The organism is Clostridium sp. AM29-11AC (assembly GCF_003480545.1).
GTDB classification, from domain to species: Bacteria; Bacillota; Clostridia; order Lachnospirales; family Lachnospiraceae; genus Otoolea; species Otoolea saccharolyticum_A.
Genome location: NZ_QUJI01000038.1, coordinates 1 through 17,597, shown reverse-complemented (window position 1 = coordinate 17,597; position 17,597 = coordinate 1). Strand labels below are relative to the sequence as shown.

Sequence of the window (17,597 nt, the reverse complement as noted above, 5' to 3'; positions counted from 1 at the left end):
TCGGGTACGGTATGCGAGTTTTATTTATTTTCCCGGTCTACTTGACAGGAGGCGGTTCAGGCAGTCTGACAGGGGATTTTTTTATATAACAGGAAACTTCGTTCCCTGATATATAAACGCTCCGCGAGGATCGCACTGCGGCAGGGGAGCTACCTCTCCCCTCCATTTTCTTCACTCCTGTCCTGCCCCTCTCTCTTTCTGAAATAGAGACAGCTTCCCAGAAAGGCCGCAGCGCCGATCAGGAGAACGGACGCATTCGAGTAGGCGTCCATGGCCTCCAGAATCCTCTCCCAGGATGCACCTGCTGTGGCTCCTGCCAGAACCAGGACTGTATTCCACACTAGGCTTCCGGCGGCTGTGAGAAGGAGGAAGGGAAGCATCCTCATTCCGGCCATGCCGGCAGGAATGGAGATCAGGCTTCTGATAATCGGGACACAGCGGCAGATCAGCACTGCTGCCATTCCCCGTCTCTCAAACCACTCCACAGCGTCTCCCACTTCCTCCTTCTGAAAATGCAGCATATGTCCCACCTTTCCGTGCAGAAGGCGGGACATATGCTCCCTCGGAATGAGACGCCCTGCATAGTACAGAATCACAGCCCCCAGAACCGAACCTGCTGTAGACGCCGCAATCACTCCTGCAGGCGTCATGGACGTATATGTAGTCATAAATCCGCCGAAGGTAAGAATCACCTCAGAAGGAATGGGAGGAAACAGATTTTCTATCAAAATCAAAGCAAATATTCCTATGTATCCGAACGAATCCATCACCTGAAAAACAAATTCCTGCACTGCATTCCCCTGCACACAGCTTCTCAGTCCAGTTTATTCGGACACTGGCCCTTCTATTCCTCCAGCCCCTCACCGCTTTGATTTTCTCCTGCTTTTTCCCTCACTTCACCGATTAAAAAGCTGACCTTTTTCGTTCCGTTTCCGTAGCTTTGGCTGTTTAACTCTACCGGGGCCGTCACAACAAGGTTCTCTCCATAGTAGGGGGCACGCCCTTCGGCTGTGATTCCGATCTCCACCTCTGCCCAGACCGTGCTGCCGGGAATAAAGCGGACGCGATTGATGACATTCAGTCCTGTGATGGCGGCTCCGTCCGCCCAGCTCAGGTCCACCTCACCAATCAGCCTCCCATCCTGGCCCACCAGTTTCCCGCTGTTTTCCCCAGGCTGGTAGCTCAGGGAAAAACGGTTTTCCATCTGCCCCAGAAAGTCCTCTGCCGTAAATTCCTGACATGTCATGGTTCCCGCCGGGCTTTTTAAGAAGGCATAGAGGGTATCCCGCTTCTTTTCCTCTCCTGCCCCGGCGTGGAAGGAGGCTATAATCAGGCTGTTGCTGCTGTCTGCATAAATCTCCGGCATCTCCCGAGACTCTGACAGATAGACAATATCCGGAAAATAGCTCACATTGTCTCCACACCGGATCATGACTCCCTGCCAGGGCTTCTCTGCGTCCACATACCCGTATACGGAAATATCGTCCTGAGGGAATTCCGCCAGCAGAATCCCCAGGCCCTTTCTCTCCTCGGACGCAGCCTTTTCTGCCGTCTCGGCATCCGTCACCTCCAGACTGTCCGGACTCAGCGCGTAAAATCGCTCTCTGAAGCGCAGATCGGCGTCATCAGTGGCAATCGGCTCACTCTCCCCGCCGTCTGCCGTGTCAGAACTCTGCAGCTTCTGAGCCATTACATAAGACACGCCCTTTACCGCCCATCCTGCCCCTATTGCTGCCAGCCCCAGGATGCAGATGGCCAGCCAAAATCCTCTCGCGGCTCTCAATCTCCCTTTTTTCATCTCAATCTCCATTCTATCTCTTCGTCCCCATTCCTCTCATACCTGTGAATGGTTCGCGGTTAACTGATCCAGTCTATGTTTAGGATACTTCTGGAAAAACCGTTCGTCAATTTCGATTTCCTTACATTTTCTTTATTTTTCCATTTCCTGAAAAGAAAAAAAGATAAGAATTTCTAAAACGCTTTTACTTATGAAAATGAGATACGAGAAACGAGATTTGATGTAAATTTGATATAAAAATGAGATGGAGAGAGAGCCTGCAGAAAGATATTGTATTTTAGCGGCTGAGCCCGCCAGGCGGCGGGCTCCTTAACCCCGGAGGACAGTCCGGGCAAACGGGCTGACCAGGTTTCAGCCAAACAGATTGATAAATAAGGACTTCATGGAAAACAGTTTTCTCTTTTTCAGAGCATTCTCTATCAGCTCCAGATTTTCGTCAGAATGCTCCGTCTGCCTGGAATAGCTCCATGACAGTCTGAGGAGCGCGGCCTCGGCTTCCTCCCTGCCCATGGCATTTTCCTTCTTAAGCCTTCCTAGGGCCATCTCTGCAGTCAGAGCCTCTCTGATACAGAGAACAGAAAACAGGCAGTATTTCACCTTGGTATACACATCCCTGTCATAGACTGCCCCGGGCACGTACAGACACAGGATATAGGCGGCCAGATTTTCAAGCATGATTTCGATTTCCGGCTCTCCCTCGCTTTCCCGCACTGCTCTGTCATAATCTGCAAATCCAGCCTCCGTCCGGTAGAGCACATCCATCCAGCCGGAAACCATCCTCCCATAGCCCGGGTAAATTTCAGTCAGCTCCCCGAGAAGCCCCAGGCAGGCTGCCATCTGATCATACCGCTCCTCCCGTCTCCCCATGCAGGATGACGTTTTCGAGAGAAACCACTCGTACCCCTTCTCTGTTTCCAGCAGGGTGTACCGATCCATTATCATATGGAGGGATTCATCTTTGCCCTGGCTGATTCCCCGCTGCATGTCGTGGGACATGGCGAGAATCATAGCCAGGCGGTGTGCGAGAGGCCTTTCCCGGAAGGATAACATTGAGAGCATCTGTTTTCTCGCCCTCATAAGCTGGGCAAAAAGAGGACGGGATGCCGGATCCTCTGCCTCTTTTTCTCCCCTCCCCATATATTCCCGGAAGGTAAGCCTCCCCTCTCTCTTTAAGATCAGCCTGGCCGCCTCCGGGCATGACAGGGAGAGGGAACGCTCGTGAACACTGCCGTAATCTTCATCGTGGCGCGGATAGAGCCGGCAGGCACGGCACAGGTAATCCTCCCCCAGATCCCTGTGGAGCCTGCAGAGCCCCTTTTCCAGCAGAGGGCAGGAACCATCCTTCATCACAATCTGCCGCCTTCTCCTGTCTACCGCACCATGGAAGTCAAAGCCGCTCCGGCCCAGAGCACGGTATTTTTTCATGGTTTTTTCGTCAATGGGAATTTTCCAGCCTCCGCAGCAGGTGTCCGGACAGCTGCTCCCGATACAGTGAAACTCTCTGTAGTAGTCCGGCACGATGAGCTTTTGTATCATGCATGTTCCTCCCTTTTCTCCTTTGCGCCAGCTTCATCTGAGAGAACAAACGCGCCGTCTTTTGCATCCAGCCGGCAGAAACCGCCCCGTTTCAGGCTTCCAAACAAAAGCCGGTCAGCCAGGAGAGGCTTGATCTCCCGCTCGATCACCCTCGTAAGCTCCCTTGCCCCATATTCCCGGCTCACTCCCTTTTTCGTCAGAAGGGCCTCCGCCTGCCTGGTGAATGAAAACTCCACCTGCCGCTCCGAGAGAAGGACTCCCAGCTCCCTGAGCTTTTTCCCTGCAATCTCTCTGGCCGTCCTCTCGTCAATCCCTCCGAATACGACAATCCGGCTCAGGCGGTTCCTGAACTCCGGCTGGAATACCCGGTTTACCTCATCCATAATCACGCTGCCCCGTCCGTCTGCGCCGGCGCCGTCCCCGAAGCCCAGCCTTGCCTTTGTAAGCCTGCTCGCCCCGGCATTGGAGGTCATAATCAGGACAATATTTCTGAAATCCGCCTTCCTTCCCTGATTGTCCGTAAGCGTCGCATAGTCCATCACCTGGAGAAGAATATTGTAAATATCGGAATGGGCCTTCTCAATCTCGTCCAAAAGCAGGACTGCATGGGGATTCTTTCTGACCGCCTCTGTCAGAAGGCCTCCCTCCTCGTATCCCACATAGCCGGCCGGTGCTCCGATGAGCTTCGCCACCGCATGCTTCTCCTCATATTCGCTCATGTCGAAGCGGATCAGCCTGATCCCAAGCTCCGACGCAAGACTTCTGGCGATCTCCGTCTTTCCCACCCCTGTGGGGCCTACAAACAGGAAGCTGGCCAGGGGCTTTCCCGCCTCGGAGAGCCCTGCCCTGGAGAACTTGATGGCGTTGACCACCTCTTTTATGGCCTCGTCCTGGCCGAACACACAGGCAGACAGTCTGCGCTCCAGGCCCGCGAGCTTCTTTATCTCCCCGCTCTCCACCACCTTCTTTGGAATCCGACAGGTCTTTGAGAGGATCTCGTCAATGACCTCCTTTCCCACGGTCTGCTTTTTCTGGGGAAGCGGATGGAGCTTCCGGTAAGCGCCTGCCTCGTCGATCAGATCGATGGCCTTGTCCGGCAGAAATCTCTCATTGATATACCTGGCGCTCATGTGCACCGCATACTCCATCACGCCCTTTTTGTAGGAAACGCCGTGGTATTTCTCATAGTGCTTCCTGAGCCCTTCCAGAATTTTGACTGTCTCCTCCTCTCCGGGCTCGGAAATTTCAATGTTCTGAAACCGGCGCACCAGGCTCTTGCTCTTCTCAAAGTGCTTTTTATATTCCTCATGGGTAGTGGCCCCTATAAAACGGATCCTTCCAGCTGCCAGGTAGGGTTTTAACAGGTTTGACGCGTCAAAGCTCCCCTCCCCCACGGCCCCGGCTCCTACAATGTTGTGGATCTCATCCAGGTATACAACGGGCTTTTCTTCCCTCTCAAGGCCTGCCAGAACACTCTTTAACCGTTTTTCAAACTCGCCTCTGTACTGGGTTCCGGCAATCATGGCTCCCAGATCCAGAGAATAGATTCTGGCACCTTTTAAGGCCTCCGGCACCTTTTCTTCTTCCAGAAGCCTTGCAAGGCCGTAGGCTATGGCTGTTTTCCCGACGCCGGGTTCGCCGATATGAAGGGGGTTGTTTTTCTCCCTGCGGCAGAGAATCTGCATGGTGCGTTCCAGCTCGTCCTCCCTGCCGATGAGGGGGCTTACATCCGACAGGCTGTCATTTAAGCAGGTCACATAATCTCTCCATTTTTCCCTCTTCTTTTCTGTACTGCCAAACGGGATGTCCTCTTCCCCGCCGTCATCATTCTTTCCTTCCGTTCTTTTCCCGCCGCCTCTCATCAGCTCTTCCCTGCGCTTTTCCAGCTCATATTCCCGGGCATAGTATTCCTCCCACTCCTCCGAATTGTCACCGCCCTCATGAACCTCGTATTCCTCATACTCCCCCTCCCATTTTTCACCGGACTCAATAAGCTCCAGCAGAAGCTCCGCCTTTTCAATGCCCTGCTCCATCAGATAGTAGAGGGCAAAGCTGTTCTCTAAGTGGTAATAAGCGGCGATCAGGTGATTCAGGTCAATGCTCCTTTTCCCGCAATTCTGGGTGGTAAGCTCTGTATAGAATAAAAGCTCATTTAAGTCGGCGGAAGGAACAGGCTCTTTTTTTCCGTCTGAAGCCGGTACCTGTTCCCTGATGTACGCTTCAAGCTTGCTTTTCAGCTCCCCGCAGTCGCCGCCGCACTCCTCAAAGGCCTCCCGAAACATAGGCTCGTCTGCAATTTTTAGCAGAAACAGTTCAGGAGTCACATACTCCAGCCCCCGCTCTCCTGCTTCCTTCACAGCACCACTGAACACACGGGCTACCTCTTCATCTATTTCCATCATCTGCAAATTTCTCCTTTTTCTGACGCAAATTCCGGCAGACAGCAGAAAATTTCCCGGAAGCTGTCTGCCGGATTCCTATGCCTCTTCTACGCTGAGCCTGAACGGGAATCCCTGTTCCCTGGCTCTTTCCTCTGCCTCCTCTGCCTTGGTCCTGGCAATATCGTAGGAATACGTTCCCACCACCGCCCTCTGGATATTATGCACAAGCATCATCAGGGCTACTGCCTCCTCATGTTCCTTGTGGAAAATCGTCATCAGAATCTCCACCACAAAATCCATGGTGGTAAAATCATCATTGTGCATAACTACATGGTAGAGGCTCGGTTTTTTCAGCTTTATCTTAGTGTCCTCTTTTACGCCTGTCTGGAATGCCATCTCTCTCCCTCCTGCTGCAGTTTTTCATATCAATAAGCCGTCTTGTCACCGAATGTTACCTGTTTTGTCTGTTTTCTCTCTGCCTTCACTCAGAGCCTTTTCCCATTCGCGAAGCCGCATGGCAGCTTCCGGGTTCTGCTTCATCAGCCGCCGTTCCAGCTTCTCACGCCGCTGCTTTAACATGCTTAAAAGCTCCGGATGATTCTGCTCAAGCTCTTCCCTGATCCTCTGCCTTCGTTTTTCGAGAAGGCTCAGGACAATGCTTTTGTTGTCGCTCAGATTTTCCGGCAGCTCATCAAGGTGAAGCTCGATTCTCCTTAAAATCTCGTCCTCATCAAAAGCTCCCAGATTCATCCATCCGTCCTTATCCTCAGGAAGACCGCGTTCCACCAGCTCCTCAATGTCCGGCATATAGTGGATGCTCTCCATAATCCGGTGGACGCGTCTCTCGATCTGGCTCACCACGTCCCCTCCGAAGGCCCAGCCAAATTCCTCCAGAGAATTCTCCTCCTCCGCAGAGAGGCCTGTCATAGCCTGGTACCTGGAAGGACCTGCCTCTCTCTCCTTTACCGGGTAGGGCTCCTCCATTCCGGCTGCCTTTAAGGCAGTGGTGATGGTGCGTCTTACCATTCCCTCCTCAATCAGGCGGCCAATTCCCAGCTTTCTCATTTCCTCATTGACTGTATCCACATGCTCGGTCAGGTAAAAGCGGATTCCCCTCTTTTTCAGGCTTTCTGCCAGAGCCTCCAGCTGATCGGCGGCCGTAATATCAAGGCTTGTCACTGCCCCTGCATCCACAATCACTGTTTTTGTGTCATCCTCAATCAAGGACTCGATGTCCTCCTTAAATATCTTTATGTTGGCAAAGAAAAGACTCTCGCTGAATCGGTAGATCACCGTTCCTCTGATGGGAACGGCATGGGGATTTTTTCTGAGATCGAAGAATCCCTCCCTGCCCGGAATAATTCCCAGCACCGTTCTGGGCGGATTGGCAGCCTTTAAGATCATTTCTGTAAAAGACAGTGCAATTCCAATGACAACTCCGTAGATCGTTCCAAGGCAGAGTACGCTCATGCAGGCTGCCAGAAAAATCCAGAACTCGTTTCGGCTCACAGAAAACAGCCGCTTTGCCAGATGCAGCTCTACCACATTCATCAGGGCGGAGATGACGATGGCCGCCAGCACGGGAACAGGAAGATAGCCGATAAAGCCTGTGGCAAAGAGCAGAATGACTGCCATCGCAGCTCCTGCCACGATCCCTGTCATCTGCGTTTTGCCCCCGAACTGATCGTTCATGGAGGTCCTGGAAATACTTCCGTTTACCGGGCAGCAGCCAACCAGAGCGGCAGCCAGGTTTCCGGCTGCGCAGGCCAGGATCTCCCTGTTGTCCTTAATCTGATATCCATTTTTAAAGGCAAAATTATTTTCCGATAAAAGTGTTTCTGACATGACCACCACTGCCACTGTCAGGCTGGTTCCCGCCGCCCTGCCGATATCCAGGCCGGAAACGGAAGGAAGGGACAGAGCGGGAAAGCCCGGCTCTACGGCCGCAAGCATCCTGACACCCATCCCGTGCAGCCCGAATGCCAGCTCCAGGCCCACTCCTGCCGCCATAATGGCCACTGCCATGGGGAATTTCGGCACCAGCCTCTGGGACAGGCGCAGAATCACAAGAGCGCCGGCACCGAGCATCACAGACAGGATGCTCACATGCTCAAAAGCCTCCCAGATATGTAAGAGAAGCTCCAGAAGCTCCCCTGAGCCGGAACCGCTTCCAAGAATCTTCGGAATCTGCATCAGGATAATGGTGAAGGAAATTCCCGTGATAAATCCGCCCATTACGGGGGTGGAAATGTAGTTGACAATTTTTCCCGCCTTCAGGAAATAAAAGAGCAGAAGCCACAGCCCTGCAAGCAGAGCAGTAAACGGCACAAAAGCCATGGCCTCGGGGGAACCTGCCTCTATCCCCGCAGACGACAGGGCAGCGCACACGATCGCTGCCGGGGCTGCATCCACTCCCAGGATAAACTGGGGCGAAGTGGAAAAGAGTGCAAAACAGAGAATGGGCAGAAGCGAGCCATAGAGGCCGTATACCGACGGAAGCCCGGCCACCTCCGCATATCCCATAGAAATGGGGATTGAAACGGCAGCAATAATAAGCCCTGCCTGGATGTCCTTAACAAGCCAGGAGGGCCTGTATCCTTTTAGTGTCGGAAAAAGAGATAGGTTCATGGTGATCGCCTCCAAAAAAAATCAGTTTTATTATATCATCGGAATACCTGTATGTGCAATCTGGGATTTTCAGAAGGCCTTGGGCAGCCTCAAAAACCATTTGACATTCTCTCCTTCCCCGTATACACTTTCCTTTGTTAAAAAACGTTAAGAAAGGAATTTCCCATGGAACTTGACATGACTGAGGGGAAACCGCTCCCCCTTATTTTAAGATTTGTTTTTCCGTTATTCATAGGCAATGTGTTCCAGCAGCTCTACAACATGGTTGACACCGTCATCGTAGGGCGCTATGTAGGCAGCAGCGCCCTGGCGGCGGTGGGGTCTACCGGAACGATTATGTTTCTGATCACCGGCTTTGCCCAGGGTCTGACTGCCGGCTTTTCCGTTCTCACTTCCCAGAAATACGGGGCCGGAGATACACACGGAGTCAGGCGCAGTGTGGGAAACGGCGCTCTTTTGTCCCTGGCGGCAGCCGTCCTTCTGACAGTGTCCGGCCTTCTGTTTATGAAGCCCCTTTTAGCTGCCATGAATACGCCGGCTGATATTTTTGACGACGCCTATTCCTATATCAGTGTCATCTGCATGGGCCTTGGCGCCAACATCCTCTACAACCTTCTTTCCTCCTACCTGAGAGCAGTGGGAAACAGCAAAGCTCCCCTGTTTTTCCTGATTCTCTCAGCTGGGATCAACGTGATTCTGGATCTGGTTTTTATCATCTGGTTTCATATGGGTGTGGCGGGCGCTGCATGGGCCACAAACGCGGCCACTCTGATTTCGGGACTGCTGTGCCTTTTATATATCTGGAAGCGTGTCCCTGCTCTCTGTCCCGTGCGTGATTCCTTCCTTCCGAGGGCTTCCTATGTGCGCTGCCAGCTCTCTATGGGAATCCCCATGGCCCTGCAGTTTTCCATCACTGCCGTGGGAACCATCGTCATGCAGGCTGCCATCAATCTCTTCGGCTCCACAGCCGTGGCAGCCTTCACCGCTGTGAGCCGGCTTCAGAACCTGGTAACCCAGGGAATGGTTGCAATGGGGCAGATGGCCGCCACGTACGCCGGTCAGAATATCGGCAAGGGCGATCTTTGGCGCATCCGCCAGGGGATCAAAACCTCTCTGGCTATCAGCACAGTGTACGCCCTCGCCAGCGCGGCCGCCTTGGTTCTTCTGCTTCCTTTTGGAATTCGTCTGTTTTTTACAGGCGACCTTACCCAGATCCTTCCCTATGCGCAGACCTATATGTACATCTGTGTGGCATTTTACATTCCTCTCAGCTACATTTTTGTCTTCCGCAATTTCATGCAGGGCTGCGGCTACGGCTTTCTCCCCATGATGGGAGGTGCGGCTGAGCTTGGCGCCCGCTGCGCTCTGGCCCCCATAGCCATGAAGCTCATGAGCTACCCGCTGGCCTGCTTCTGCGATCCGGCCGCCTGGATAGCCGCCTCCGTCTTTACAGGCATATCCTGCCGCTATGTCCTGCGCCGTCTGGAGGAGCGTCCAAAAAGCCGGGAGGAGCTGCTTTAGACTTTTCCTTTCCGACGCAGCGCAGCACCTAGGGGCTGCCTAAGGCAGCCTTTTTCTTCTGCACGGCGTGCGCATCCTGCCAGTCAGGGCTTTTTGTATTATGGAAATTCTTCCGAATTTCCTATATTAAAAGGCACCCCTCTGCTGGCAGGTTCACTGCGCGGGATGCCTTTATTTATTCTGAATTTCTGCGTATTTTCGGTAATTCCTTAAATGTCTCTGACTGCGTTTCCGACTAATTAATCTCTATCTTCTCTGCCTGCTCCGGGAAGAAGGAATTCTTCATATCGTATTTGTTGTGGTGGGTAAAGTCATAGAGGGCTTTTCCCTTTAAGAAATAATTTCTCTGATATTTTCCCTCTTTAACCAGCAGCCAGTTCTCCCGATCCCAGGTCAGGTAGCCGTCCTCATCTGTCCTTGGCTCTGAAAATACTAAATCCACCTGGCGGTTGGAGTCTAAAAGCTTCATAAGCTCCTCTCCTGTAACCTCCACCTCTTTTTTCTCCTGCATATCGTATGCCTTCATAAAATAAACCTCCTCATCTTATGCTGTCCTGTCCCCTGGGCCTGAAGTTCCCTGCCCTGAAGACTTTTTACAGCTCTTCTGCTATTATAGCACATATTTATATCCTGTACAGTATATTTATAATTCCTCTGTATCCAGCCGGTACTCAACCGTAAAGTCCTTTCTGCACCGAAGGGCCTGTCCCTCGCAGAACACTTCCCCGCACTGGTTGTCATAGGGATCGTCCCTGAGTCCCCCTTCCGGAACGGAAAAACCGTGCATAAACGAAGAAGCATAGGGGATTCGGTATGGATCCAGGTTTTTCCCATAGTATTCCCTGCGCTCCTCATCCTTCTGCCGGAATGCAGAGCCGCCGAAGGAACAGTCTGCACTCAGCCAGCCAAAAGGCGCCACATAATATTGAGCCCAGTCATGGCACCCGACGGAAAGGGGCGTGGCATAAAGACCCGACTGCCACCTGGCAGGTATTCCCGCCGCCCTGCACATGGTGATAAATAAAAGGGCCTGGAAACCGCAGTCCCCCTTCTGATTGACTGCCGTAAACTCCGGAATGTCATAGATGGTACTGTAGCTTCTGACAAAAGAATACCGAACCTCCGATGTGATAAAGCGGTAAATTTTTTCCGCTGCCAGCAGAGGATTCTTTTCCTCCCCCACAGCCTCCCGCGTCAGCTCCCTGATATACGGCGTAAAACGGATATGAGGCGCCTCTTCCTGCGTATAGAAGGCCGGCTGGACAGGCAGAACTTCTCCTGGATCGGGCTGCCGGTAAACGGTTATATTGTCAAATTCGTACTCTGTCTCCCAGCGCTCCCCTCCTTTGATCACTGTCTCAAAGTAAGCCGTCCGCTGGGGATAACTTCCCTCATCGATTCTGACCGGAGCTCCCACATTGCCGGGAAAGCCGCAGATTTTCAGATTTTTTACCTGTGCATACTCCACGGGAAGGGGAAGATAAACGCCAAGTTTCTTTCCCATACAGCCTTTCTCCGCTTCAGGTGTCAGGCGAAGGGTTGTGTGAAGATGGAGGTGAAGCGTCCTGCTCCCCTTTTCCTTCATGATTCTGATATTCTCCCTCAGCAGTGCCGCATTTTTTTCTCCGTCGCTGCTTTTTTCTTTCGCCCTGACCTCATAGTCCGGCCTTGTCTTCATTAAATTATCAAAAAACAGTTCATGGAAATGTACGCTTCCTTTTATGTAGATCCAGTCAGCCGTATTCTCCTCCCACAGCCTTTCCAGCTCTTCATCCTGGAAATTCTCAATCCTCTCTCTTAAAATCAAGAGGGCATCTTCATAGCTGTAAGGATACTGAGCCGGTATCCTTACGGCCAGCTCCCGCTCAAGCTCCAGCCTGATTCTAAGCGCTTCCGGAAGCGACTCACTTTTCAGCTTTTTCTCGATTACCTTTTGAAGCCGCTCATAGTCTCCCCCCCATTTGAGTTTTTCCACATCCTCAGGAAGAGGTACGTTCAGGTATCTTAAATCAAAGTGCTTCTCTCTGTCCATTCTCTGAATCCTCCTTCTTTCTCAGCCTGTACTGGCCCTTTCCCGTTCTTTTAGCTTCATAGAGAGCCTGATCGGCCTGCAGATAAAGCTCCTGGAAGCTCTCCTCTTTTTCCCTCATGGATACGCCGATGCTGATGGATATTCCTGCCATAGGGTAATCCTTTCCCTCCAGACGGAATGCCTCGATAATACTCCTGGCTCTGTCCTCCACCACATTCTTTGCCACACAGCCTGAAAGATAAATCAGAAATTCATCGCCTCCCATGCGTGAAACCGTATCCTGTCTTCTTGTGTGGACCTTTAAAATGTTTGCCAGAGCCATCAGCACTCTGTCTCCTGCCTGGTGCCCGTAAATATCGTTGACTTTTTTGAAATTGTCAATATCAAGCAGAAAAAGCGTCCCCTTTTTGTCTGTCATAAAAGACTGCCTGATGCAGCCTGCCGCTCCCTTTCTGTTGAGCGTTCCCGTGAGGGGATCCTCTATTGCCTCGCGCTTCAGTTTTTCCTGCAGATCCATATTTTTAGAATTATCCAGAATAATCCCTATAATGGCCTCTCTTCCGTCCTCTGTGACAATCCGGTGCCCCTTTTCCATAATCCACATAAGGGATCCGTCTTTTCTCATAAATCTGCACTGCAGTTCATACTCGCCCGTGTCCCTTACGCTCTGAAAGACCTCCCGTTCCACCTGTTTTCTGTCCTCGGGGGCAATGATGGAGATAATCTTCTCCCCTGTCACCTCCACCAGTTCCTCGTATGTATAGCCCAGATAGCTTAGCATGGAATCATTGATGACATAGAGAGGAAAACCCGGTTCCAGATATACTCCCGAATTCCTCCGGGAAGCAGGGATGACATGGTCTGTATCAGGCTTCTTCCTGCTACAGCCCCGATTTTTCCTACAGAACGATGGCCATATTTCAGAGGAAAGACCTCCTCTCTCTCCTGGAAGCGCATAGGCCTTGACATATGCAGCTGAACAAGCTTCCACATCCCCTCCTCCTTCCTTGCGCATGCAGTCAGACGGATTCCGGCATTTTTTCGAATGGCCCCCTCCTGTTTCTTTTCCACCGCAGTTACAAAAAAGCAGAAGGCCCCGCACATCCCCTCCCCATATTCGCTTTCTCTGTAATCTGCCAGGACGTAGCTGAACTTTTCTTCTTTCTGAACTGCGGCAGTTTCACGTTCCAGAAGAGCCCTAAGCTCCATCTTGTTCCTTGCAATCTCCTGTTCCTCTGTCCCGAAGCTCATGATTTTCTCAGAGGCAAAAGTCAAAGCCTTTTCTACATTTCCCTCTATCAGGCATGCGTCAAAAAATTGTTCCAGCAGCTTTTTTACTCTCATAATAGCATTCCTCCCGCTGCCGCGGAAACTGTTCTGTGGATGCGTCCCCGCCACTTTTTCATACCTGTCATTATATCGAAAATGATTATCATTTTCAATAATAAAGTATGCGCCAAAATGCGTACTGGAAATTTCCGTGGGGATTTCCGTCTTTAAGATCAGATGGTTTAAAAAAGAGACAGCCTTCTCAGGCTGTCCCTTCCAGACTTTTACCGTCTCCAGACATATCTGCCCTTCGGCCTTCTCCTGCTTCTTTTTAAATGCCTTCTCGCCTCTTTCTCACCTTCCTGGCCGCCGTCTGAAGCTGGTATCTGTCTTTTCTCCTCCTTTTCCTCTGCTCCTTTCGGCTCTTCGTGAACGCATTCTGCGGACCTCTGCTCTCCCTTCGTGTTTTTCTTCCCGTTCTCCTTTTCAGCTCTCTCTTTCAGCCATTTTGGCTCCTCACGCCTGGAATCCTTTCTGACTGACTCCTCCTTCAAATGGTTCTGTGTCTCCTCTGCAGCAGAGAGAATCATCTCCTCATCCGGCCTCTGACCGCGCTTTTTCCCGGTGTTTCTTCTGCCTTTTCTCCTCATTTCCGGTATGGAGGCCTCCTCCTGCTCATTCTCAGAGGACGCTTCCCTCATCTCCTCCCTGGCTGCTTCCTGTCTTTCCCGCTTTTCCCGGATATGCCTTTCTTTTTCCTGCCGCTCTCTCTCCCGCTTTTCTTTTTCGTGTTTCTCCTTCTCAGCCTTTCTGTCAGCTTTTTTCTGTTTTTTCTGTTCTTTTTCCCGTCTTCCCTGTTCTGTCTGCCCGCTTTTTTCTCTGGAACTTTTGGTCTCTTGTTCCTTGGCCTTTTCTCCGGCCCGCTCACTGCGGTCGACAATAATCTCCCTCACGCTCTCCGCCTTCTCCTCATTCACCGCTATGGCCGGCTGGCGTTTCATACTGATCAGCTTTCCTGACATCTCCTTTCCGTCCCAGAAATCCTCCATACTGCCGAATCCATTGTCACGGCTGACGATAATAAAGTCCTTTTCAGCTGTACTTCCGATCAGGTAGCCGCAGTAGCTGGAGAGCTGAAAATCCAGGAAATTCTTTCCTGTTTTATCCACCTTAATATATCTGACCTCTGCCCTGGAAGAAGCAATCTCAATATGGCGCTCAAACGGGACGGCCGCCGCCTGCTTTCCATAAAAAATCACAACTCTGTCGTGGTCAGAAAGTTTCTCCACTCCGTCCATTCCTCCTACTCCTACATTCTCGAAATCTACTAAATACGTACTCATCTGAATCCTCCATTCATTGTTTATCCGTTCTGCAATTCTGCAGCTTTTCACACAGTTTGCTCCGGCGCAGAAAGGATGTTCTGCTTTCTCTGTCCCCAGCCCGTAAGCTGCGGCCGCCTGCAGTTCCTTCAGCTGCCTGTTCTGCTCTTGAAGCAGGCAGAAGGCCTGAGCATTTTTCACTGCACTTCCCTGATCAGGCAGTACTGATTCAGAGGGAAATGCTTCTTTACCACCCCATATACCTTAAAACCGAATTTGGCATAAAAGGCCAGATTCTTTTCATTGTGTGTTTCCAGTGAAATCATCATTCGATGGCGGTTTGCATAGTCAATGGCCTCGTCTAACAGAAGGGCCGCTACCCCGTGGTGCTGTACATGAGGATCTACGGCAAGGTAAATAATGTGTAGCCTTCTGTTCTGGTGAAGCTGATCCGTCCAGCTTGAATTCAGGTAATCTACGCCCCTCATAAAGTTATAGAAAGTCTTTAGAGACGGATCCTCCTTGATCAGCACAGTGTCCGTGTACAGAGCCGCCTTTGCCTCTGAAAAGTAAAACCGGAACAGGTTATACGGCTCTGCCTCATCCGATACAACCAGTACCCCCTTCAGCTCTTCGCTGTCTGCAAATATCTCACAGGTTTCAAAAAATTCATCCAGATCACAGTGAAACAGCTCAGGCATCAGCCTTTTTCTGACCTCTGGATCAGGGATCAGCGTTTCATAGAGCGGATCATGTGCAAAGCAGAGATTCAAAATTTTCTCCAGCTTCGGCAGATCTTTTCTCTGCACACGGTACAGCTTATCACTATCCATAATAAATTTTCACCTCTGTATAAAGTCCTTTTTTGTTATTTTTTCAAGAGTGTCCAAAGCATCCAGAAGCGCTCGAAGCTGTCTTGACAGCGCCTCATCAAGCGCATCTGCTTCCTTCCTGCAGTCACTCTCTCCTCCGGACTCTCTTTGAAGCAGCCCTGTGACAAGAGGATACAGATTTTCATGACCGGCAAGTCTCTGGTACCCCCATTTCAGACGGTCCTTTGGCTGATCCAGCACATACTCGGTAAAGTGGCGGTACACTTCTTCAGAAAACATAAAGGCATAGGCATTATTATCCACCTGATAGAGCTTTCGCAGAGCAGCTGAGATCTTTCCTTCTCTGAGATTCTTCACCGCCCCGCCCAGCAGCCGTATCTTTTCCATACAGAGCTCATGAAGATAATAGACATTTCCATACCAGTCAATGCGCACAAACTCATCCTGTTCCAGCTTAAAGCGCCTTAAAAGCTCTGCCTCGCGCTTTCTCTCTCTCTGAAACAGCTCCTCTGCCTGCGCCTCTCTTCCCTGGCTCAGAAGGCTGCTGTAGCGGTTATTGATTTCCCGCACTTCTTCATATTCTCTCCATGAGAACTCTGCCGCCTGCTCAAAGAGCTGCTTCATCTCTTCCAGCCTGACAGCCACCTCCGGACTCACCCATAGCTCTCCCAGTTCTTCATCAAGAGACCGGGCCGCCCGCTTCATCACCCGCTCAAAACAGAGAGGAACCACAGCTGTCCGGTCAAGAGCCTCAATCAGAAGAGCGAACAGCTCATGGTGAAGTCTGTAGACCTGCTCATCATAGAACTCATCATTGTCAAACTGGGAATGATAATGCGTTTCCATAAAGCTCCCGCCTGTGAAATCATTGACCATGGACGGAATTCCGGCAATTGCCATGGAAAAGTCATCTGACCAGGTTTCAATGGGAGCCGTTACCTTTGTCTCTTCCGGATACGCCTGAGTCAGATTGGGCAGATCCTCCAGCCATTCATTCAGATAATCTACGTATTCGTAGCAGCTTCTGATCCTCGCCCTGGTTCCATGTGCCAGAGCCGGCAGCTCGAAATTCAGGTCTGCAATCACCCTGCCCACCCATTCGGGATGCGCTGTGAACACCTGCTCATAGGCTCCCGCAGACCAGTCAAAATTAGAATCGGCTACTCCCCACTCCTCAGCCGCCATAGCGCAGAAAACAATGGTATTGTTGGGCTGAAAGCCGCTTGCCACCAGAGCCCTGGCAATTCCCAGCATCATAGCCACAGCTGTATTATCATCCTGAAAGCCGCTGAAATAGGAATCATAGTGGGCAGACAGGAGAACCATACGCTCCGGATGTCTTCCCGGAATACGGCCTGTGATGTTGTAGGTGGTGCAGTTTCTTCTGACACGGGTATCCGCATCCAGAAACACAGACAGCTCCCCCTTCTCCTGCAGCAGCTTTTTCAGCTCTCTTGCATCTCTTTCTGAGATAGAGAAAGCAGGTGCATCCTCCGGCCCTGCAATATCCTGGGCGTTTAATGCTTCCTCTCCGATTTCGCCGTACCCTCCGCTCTGAACAGCGATCAGAGCTCTGGCCCCCTTTAAATGGGCTTCATAGACCGGATAGTTAATCCACCACTCATCCCTCTGGTTAATATCCACCAAAACCAGCTTTCCGGCTGCATTCTTTCCCTCATAATCCCGGTCCGTTCCCTTCCCCAGGTACATCAGGGAGCACTCCTCAAATCCATCTGTCACAAGAGTGGTCTGGTAAGCTCCCAGCTGAACCTCTCTCTCCCTTCCGTCCTGTCCCTCAAACCGAAGAACTGCCTTTTTAAACTCCCAGCCATCCACGGTTACCGCATCCTTTGACACATCTGAAAGGCCGATGCTCTCCATCTCCTGTTTCAGCATTTCTCCTGTTTCAAACTCCGCCCTGGAGCCCGCTGTGCGGTATCCCAGGACAGGATTGGATTTATATACTTCCATCCGTTTTGCCAGACGGTAGGAATAATCCACATCCAGATGCTTTAGGATCTCTTCCTGTGTTATCATGACTGCCTTCCCTCCTGTTAAACATTCCGGCAAAACTTAGCGCCCGGTTGCCGGCACTGCATACTGAAGCCGGCATGCGCAGGTATAATGCCCGCTTTGCAGGTATTCCTTGGTTATTATACCACCTCTCCTTACAGGTAGGGAAGTGAATTTCGCCTTCGGCCTGAAGAATCAGAAAAAAGGATGACGTATAATTAATTTCGCAAAATTAATTTCATAAAAATAGACATGGTCTATAGC

Annotated in this window: 14 protein-coding genes; 1 reads left to right on the top strand and 13 read right to left on the bottom strand. The window is 51.3% G+C overall.

Annotation, left to right across the window (positions count from 1 at the left end; genetic code table 11):
• Window positions 1–149: 149 nt before the first annotated feature.
• From DW757_RS16610 to DW757_RS16585, 6 genes are all read right to left on the bottom strand, one after another.
• Window positions 150–734: a DedA family protein gene (locus DW757_RS16610; protein WP_347560007.1), complete on the bottom strand. Its 585-nt coding sequence runs from the start codon at window positions 732–734 to the stop codon at window positions 150–152.
• Window positions 735–844: 110 nt separating this feature from the next.
• Window positions 845–1,798: a hypothetical protein gene (locus tag DW757_RS16605; RefSeq protein ID WP_243033751.1), complete on the bottom strand. Its 954-nt coding sequence runs from the start codon at window positions 1,796–1,798 to the stop codon at window positions 845–847.
• A 351-nt stretch (window positions 1,799–2,149) separates the two neighbouring features.
• A complete protein-coding gene (gene fliB / locus DW757_RS16600; RefSeq protein WP_118752279.1) occupies window positions 2,150–3,334 on the bottom strand; it encodes a flagellin lysine-N-methylase in 1,185 nt (394 codons plus the stop codon).
• On the bottom strand, window positions 3,331–5,736 hold the full coding sequence (locus tag DW757_RS16595; RefSeq protein ID WP_118752278.1) for an AAA family ATPase: 2,406 nt from the start codon (window positions 5,734–5,736) through the stop codon (window positions 3,331–3,333). Before DW757_RS16595 ends, fliB begins: the two co-directional genes overlap by 4 nt.
• A 75-nt stretch (window positions 5,737–5,811) precedes the next feature.
• Window positions 5,812–6,111 (bottom strand): ATP-dependent Clp protease adaptor ClpS, encoded by a 300-nt coding sequence (locus DW757_RS16590; protein WP_008398271.1) that lies wholly within the window; start codon window positions 6,109–6,111, stop codon window positions 5,812–5,814.
• Window positions 6,112–6,156: 45 nt separating this feature from the next.
• Entirely contained in the window at window positions 6,157–8,343 is a 2,187-nt protein-coding gene (locus tag DW757_RS16585) for a SulP family inorganic anion transporter (protein ID WP_118752277.1), read from the bottom strand.
• A 165-nt stretch (window positions 8,344–8,508) separates the two neighbouring features.
• Here DW757_RS16585 and DW757_RS16580 point away from each other — a divergent pair, with 165 nt between their 5' ends.
• A complete protein-coding gene (locus DW757_RS16580) occupies window positions 8,509–9,864 on the top strand; it encodes an MATE family efflux transporter (RefSeq protein ID WP_118752276.1) in 1,356 nt (451 codons plus the stop codon).
• Window positions 9,865–10,099: 235 nt separating this feature from the next.
• Here the strand turns inward: DW757_RS16580 and DW757_RS16575 are convergent, their stop codons facing one another.
• The 7 genes from DW757_RS16575 to DW757_RS16545 all read right to left on the bottom strand — a co-directional run bounded on the left by DW757_RS16575 (window position 10,100) and on the right by DW757_RS16545 (window position 17,357).
• Window positions 10,100–10,390, bottom strand: coding sequence for a hypothetical protein (locus DW757_RS16575; RefSeq protein ID WP_008398276.1), 291 nt, complete (start codon window positions 10,388–10,390; stop codon window positions 10,100–10,102).
• Between the two features lie 117 nt (window positions 10,391–10,507).
• A complete protein-coding gene (locus DW757_RS16570; RefSeq protein ID WP_008398277.1) occupies window positions 10,508–11,896 on the bottom strand; it encodes a transglutaminase-like domain-containing protein in 1,389 nt (462 codons plus the stop codon).
• On the bottom strand, window positions 11,874–12,677 hold the full coding sequence (locus DW757_RS16565) for a sensor domain-containing diguanylate cyclase (RefSeq protein ID WP_008398278.1): 804 nt from the start codon (window positions 12,675–12,677) through the stop codon (window positions 11,874–11,876). The genes DW757_RS16570 and DW757_RS16565 overlap by 23 nt, the downstream gene beginning before the upstream one ends.
• Entirely contained in the window at window positions 12,671–13,240 is a 570-nt protein-coding gene (locus DW757_RS16560) for a nuclear transport factor 2 family protein (RefSeq protein WP_008398279.1), read from the bottom strand. The genes DW757_RS16565 and DW757_RS16560 overlap by 7 nt, the downstream gene beginning before the upstream one ends.
• 209 nt (window positions 13,241–13,449) lie before the next feature.
• Window positions 13,450–14,508 (bottom strand): PIN domain-containing protein, encoded by a 1,059-nt coding sequence (locus DW757_RS16555; RefSeq protein WP_147355651.1) that lies wholly within the window; start codon window positions 14,506–14,508, stop codon window positions 13,450–13,452.
• Between the two features lie 176 nt (window positions 14,509–14,684).
• The gene (locus DW757_RS16550; RefSeq protein ID WP_015544980.1) at window positions 14,685–15,320 is read right to left on the bottom strand and encodes a GNAT family N-acetyltransferase; all 636 of its coding nucleotides are present in this window, start codon (window positions 15,318–15,320) and stop codon (window positions 14,685–14,687) included.
• A gap of 9 nt (window positions 15,321–15,329) precedes the next feature.
• The gene (locus tag DW757_RS16545) at window positions 15,330–17,357 is read right to left on the bottom strand and encodes a M28 family peptidase (RefSeq protein WP_008397416.1); all 2,028 of its coding nucleotides are present in this window, start codon (window positions 17,355–17,357) and stop codon (window positions 15,330–15,332) included.
• Window positions 17,358–17,597 lie beyond the last annotated feature (240 nt).

Coding starts and splice junctions, on each gene's coding strand:
- DW757_RS16565 (WP_008398278.1), bottom strand. CDS start 12,677: ATGCTAAGCTATCTGGGCTATACATACGAGGAACTGGTGGAGGTGACA.
- DW757_RS16545 (WP_008397416.1), bottom strand. CDS start 17,357: ATGATAACACAGGAAGAGATCCTAAAGCATCTGGATGTGGATTATTCC.
- DW757_RS16550 (WP_015544980.1), bottom strand. CDS start 15,320: ATGGATAGTGATAAGCTGTACCGTGTGCAGAGAAAAGATCTGCCGAAG.
- DW757_RS16580 (WP_118752276.1), top strand. CDS start 8,509: ATGGAACTTGACATGACTGAGGGGAAACCGCTCCCCCTTATTTTAAGA.
- DW757_RS16575 (WP_008398276.1), bottom strand. CDS start 10,390: ATGAAGGCATACGATATGCAGGAGAAAAAAGAGGTGGAGGTTACAGGA.
- fliB (WP_118752279.1), bottom strand. CDS start 3,334: ATGATACAAAAGCTCATCGTGCCGGACTACTACAGAGAGTTTCACTGT.
- DW757_RS16585 (WP_118752277.1), bottom strand. CDS start 8,343: ATGAACCTATCTCTTTTTCCGACACTAAAAGGATACAGGCCCTCCTGG.
- DW757_RS16560 (WP_008398279.1), bottom strand. CDS start 13,240: ATGAGAGTAAAAAAGCTGCTGGAACAATTTTTTGACGCATGCCTGATA.
- DW757_RS16590 (WP_008398271.1), bottom strand. CDS start 6,111: ATGGCATTCCAGACAGGCGTAAAAGAGGACACTAAGATAAAGCTGAAA.
- DW757_RS16555 (WP_147355651.1), bottom strand. CDS start 14,508: ATGAGTACGTATTTAGTAGATTTCGAGAATGTAGGAGTAGGAGGAATG.
- DW757_RS16595 (WP_118752278.1), bottom strand. CDS start 5,736: ATGATGGAAATAGATGAAGAGGTAGCCCGTGTGTTCAGTGGTGCTGTG.
- DW757_RS16570 (WP_008398277.1), bottom strand. CDS start 11,896: ATGGACAGAGAGAAGCACTTTGATTTAAGATACCTGAACGTACCTCTT.
- DW757_RS16605 (WP_243033751.1), bottom strand. CDS start 1,798: ATGAAAAAAGGGAGATTGAGAGCCGCGAGAGGATTTTGGCTGGCCATC.